General features: G+C 38.2%; 5 protein-coding genes. 4 read left to right on the forward strand and 1 reads right to left on the reverse strand.

The genetic code is table 11. The features are described 5' to 3' along the window. Positions 1–137: 137 nt before the first annotated feature. The 3 genes from nth to ABMA79_RS01830 are packed head-to-tail and all read left to right on the forward strand — an operon-like array spanning position 138 to position 2270. Positions 138–788: an endonuclease III gene (nth, locus tag ABMA79_RS01820; RefSeq protein ID WP_392856909.1), complete on the forward strand. Its 651-nt coding sequence runs from the start codon at positions 138–140 to the stop codon at positions 786–788. Beyond that, entirely contained in the window at positions 785–1462 is a 678-nt protein-coding gene (locus tag ABMA79_RS01825) for an alpha/beta hydrolase (RefSeq protein WP_392856906.1), read from the forward strand. Before nth ends, ABMA79_RS01825 begins: the two co-directional genes overlap by 4 nt. Positions 1463–1490: 28 nt before the next feature. Next, positions 1491–2270: a DUF2797 domain-containing protein gene (locus ABMA79_RS01830; RefSeq protein ID WP_392856905.1), complete on the forward strand. Its 780-nt coding sequence runs from the start codon at positions 1491–1493 to the stop codon at positions 2268–2270. On the opposite strand, the gene ABMA79_RS01835 is transcribed toward ABMA79_RS01830, so the two are convergent. Next, complete coding sequence (locus ABMA79_RS01835) at positions 2247–2615, reverse strand: hypothetical protein (RefSeq protein WP_392856903.1); 369 nt, start codon at positions 2613–2615, stop codon at positions 2247–2249. The two genes, ABMA79_RS01830 and ABMA79_RS01835, sit on opposite strands and share 24 nt — an antisense overlap. 63 nt (positions 2616–2678) lie before the next feature. Between ABMA79_RS01835 and ABMA79_RS01840 the strand changes: the two genes are divergently transcribed. Continuing rightward, on the forward strand, positions 2679–2988 hold a 310-nt coding region (locus ABMA79_RS01840), incomplete at its 3' end, for an alpha/beta hydrolase (protein ID WP_393089763.1).

Raw genomic sequence — 2988 nt, forward strand, 5'->3', positions numbered from 1 at the left:
CTCATTACGCGTTATTTTAGCATTTTCATGGATAATTTGCTATTTTTTAGGTTCCAGCAGACTTTTACGTAAACATAGCATTATTTTACAACGCAACGCTTACGTAAAAGTCTGCTGGAACCCATAAAGGAAAGAAGATGTTAAAACAAGAAAGAGCAGACTATATTGTTGAGGCGCTTGAGGAGCTTTATCCAGAAACTCCTACGCCGCTAGATCATACGAATGAGTTCACATTACTAATTGCAGTTCTTTTGTCAGCACAGTGTACTGATGAACGAGTTAACCAAGTAACTCCGGCCCTTTTTACAAAGGCCGACAATGCACGTGACATGATGAAATTAACACAAGAAGAGATCAAGGAGATTATTAAGCCTTGTGGGCTTTCTCCTAGAAAGTCGAAGGCCATTTATGACCTTTCTCGCATTCTAGTTAATGAACATGAGGGGGAAGTTCCCGCAAGCTTTGAGGAGCTTGAGAAGCTTCCTGGGGTTGGTCACAAAACAGCTTCAGTTGTTATGGCCCAGGCCTTTGATGTTCCAGCCTTTCCAGTCGATACTCATATTCACAGACTTGCCCAGCGTTGGGGCCTAACTAAAGGTAAGAATGTTGACCAGACTGAAGCTGATTGTAAGAAGTTATTTCCAAGAGATCTTTGGAATAAACTTCATTTGCAAATCATCTTCTATGGGCGCGAGTATTGTAAGGCGAGATCATGTTTTGGGCTTGAGTGTCCAATTTGTCGCCATGTTTATCCAAACCGTAAATCAAAAGTTGAGACAAAGAAATGAGAGTAACACGAATTAATGACTTCGATATTTTATTTCAAGAGGGGAGCACTAAGAAATCGATTATTGTTCTTCATGGCTATGGAGCGAGCTTTCAAGATTTAGCTCCTCTATATCAGTATTTAGATCCTAAGGATGAATTTAATTGGTACTTTGTTGATGGCCCAATGAAAGTTGATATTGGTATGGGAATGAAGGGGAGTGCATGGTTTCCGATTGATATGGTAGGGCTCCAGCAGGCATCGATGGAAGGTCGAATTGAAGATTTCTTCTCACAAAGTGTTCCTGATGGCATTGAAGATATGCGTGATAGACTTATTCACCTCATTAAGGAAATTAAAAAGAATAGTGATGAAGTGTATCTTGGAGGATTTTCTCAAGGGTCTATGATGAGTCTTGCGATTGCTTATAAAGAACCAGAATTGATTAAGCGCTTATTCCTATTATCATCAACTCTATTTGATGAAGGGCATATCGCGGAGAACACGAAGCATCTTAGGCATATTCCTATTTTTCAATCCCATGGAAGTGCAGATCCAATTCTTCCGTTTTTCTTGAGTGAGAAGCTTAAGACTTATCTTGAAAAGGTTGATGAATATGAGTTTCATCCATTTCAAGGTGGGCATGAGATTCCAATGCCTGTGATTCAAAAATTAAAAACATTCTTGGAGAAATAGAATTATGTTAAGCGGAAATATACGCAAAATGAAAACATCTCTTGAAGATGGTTTAGCTCATTATCACTTACCTTTAGGTGATGAGCTACTTTATATGAATGATCTTTTAGGAAAGAAAATCAAGCTAAGCTTTGATGGTCAGATTAACTCAGTTTATTCTGGAGAGTTAATTAAGAAGTCTTATTCTCAAGGCTACTCTTATAAGGAAATGATCACTCTTGCTCAATGTGATACTTGTATTGTTAAGCCAGAGCTTTGCCACTATCACAAAGGAACTTGTCGCGAACCGAAGTGGGGAGAAGAGAATTGTATGATTCCTCACTATGTGTACCTTGCGGTTTCTAGTCATGTGAAAGTGGGAATTACAAGACACACTCAAATTCCTACTCGTTGGATCGATCAGGGCGCATCATATGCGCTACCAATTTTAGAAGTTCCCGATCGTAAGACTTCTGGTGAGATTGAAGTTGAGATTGCTAAGGCATTTTCTGACAAAACTAATTGGCGCAAAATGCTCATGAATGAAGTCGCAGATGAAGATCTCGAAATGCTTCGTGATCAAATTTATGATGACTTTGCGGACATTATCGATAGCTTTGGCCTCGATGATATTGAAGAGGAAGTTACTCATATTGAATATCCGGTGATCGAATACCCAACAAAAGTTAAGTCAATTGGTTTTGATAAGAGCCCTGTTATTGAGGGGTCTTTAATGGGGATTAAAGGTCAGTATTTAATTTTAGATACGGGATGCGTGAATATGAGAAAGCATGGTGGTTACTTTTTAAATGTCGAGTTCGACGTCTAGTCCACATTCTTTTGCATGTATTTGAACCATATTCTTCACTTCTCTCGTTGAAACAAGATGGTCGAGTAGTGAGAATTTTTGAGCTAAAGGAAGTGCACAACCATTATCGCATTTTGCATCAGCAGTGATGATATTCACGTGCTCAACTGGTTTCGTATTTTGGAAACTTGCGATCCACTTAAAATGTTCAAGAATCTTATTGGAAATATTTTGAGTGATCTCAGGACGTCTTTCTAAATTGAATAGGAAGCGACCTGTATCTTTTTGGCGTCCATTTACTAATATATGAATGACGCCTTTTTCTTTTAGATGTAGACTATTACTTAAACATTTTGGACAAAACATTACTTTTCCTTAAATTTAAGTATAATTATAAAAGCTAAATAAAAATTAATCAAAGGGTAAAATATGGAGCCAATTAAGAGAGCGATTCCTATGCGCGATGGTGTAAAGCTATACACTGAAGTGGTTGAGCACGGGGCAAAGTACTGGCTAATAGCGACTCATGGAATAGGGGAGCATTTAGGTCGACATAAATACCTCCAAGAAATTTTTGGCTTTGATGTTAATGTCTTTCAATATGATCTACGTGGCCATGGGCGAAGTGGTGGTGAGAAAGCTTATATCGACCCATTTGAGCAATATATGCTAGACCTTGAAGATTGCCTTAAGCATTTAAAAGAGAATTATAAAATGGAAGATTATATTCTCTATGGGG

It is taken from the genome of Halobacteriovorax sp. HFRX-2_2, assembly GCF_043196705.1.
GTDB lineage: Bacteria > Bdellovibrionota > Bacteriovoracia > Bacteriovoracales > Bacteriovoracaceae > Halobacteriovorax_A.

What these genes read in the sequence shown, in the direction of transcription:
- ABMA79_RS01825 (WP_392856906.1), top strand. Translation starts at nt 785, where the DNA reads ATGAGAGTAACACGAATTAATGACTTCGATATTTTATTTCAAGAGGGG.
- ABMA79_RS01830 (WP_392856905.1), top strand. Translation starts at nt 1,491, where the DNA reads ATGAAAACATCTCTTGAAGATGGTTTAGCTCATTATCACTTACCTTTA.
- ABMA79_RS01835 (WP_392856903.1), bottom strand. Translation starts at nt 2,615, where the DNA reads ATGTTTTGTCCAAAATGTTTAAGTAATAGTCTACATCTAAAAGAAAAA.
- nth (WP_392856909.1), top strand. Translation starts at nt 138, where the DNA reads ATGTTAAAACAAGAAAGAGCAGACTATATTGTTGAGGCGCTTGAGGAG.